This window comes from Chryseobacterium sp. SIMBA_029 (assembly GCF_046535275.1).
Taxonomy (GTDB): domain Bacteria; phylum Bacteroidota; class Bacteroidia; order Flavobacteriales; family Weeksellaceae; genus Chryseobacterium.
Genome location: NZ_JAWRXA010000776.1, coordinates 1 through 242, shown reverse-complemented (window position 1 = coordinate 242; position 242 = coordinate 1). Strand labels below are relative to the sequence as shown.

Here is a 242-nt window from a genome sequence, read left to right as displayed (position 1 = left end):
ACGTCCTCGCGTGAGCAGTCCACCGGACTGAGCGAAGTCAACAGCGCCGTCAACCAGATGGACCAGGTGACCCAGCAGAACGCCGCGATGGTCGAGGAAACCAATGCGGCCAGCGCGACACTCGCCACCGAAGCCGTCCGCCTTCGCGACCTGATCGCCAATTTCAAGCTGTCGGGCGAAAGCCATCATGCCTCGTCTTCGGACGTGGAAGCCCTGCGCCGCACCGCGTCTGCGATGGCTCG

At 64.5% G+C, this 242-nt stretch carries 1 pseudogene; it reads left to right on the top strand.

The annotated features are described in order from the left end of the window. Window positions 1-242: pseudogene (locus SB679_RS26035) on the top strand (chemotaxis protein); the annotation flags it as partial.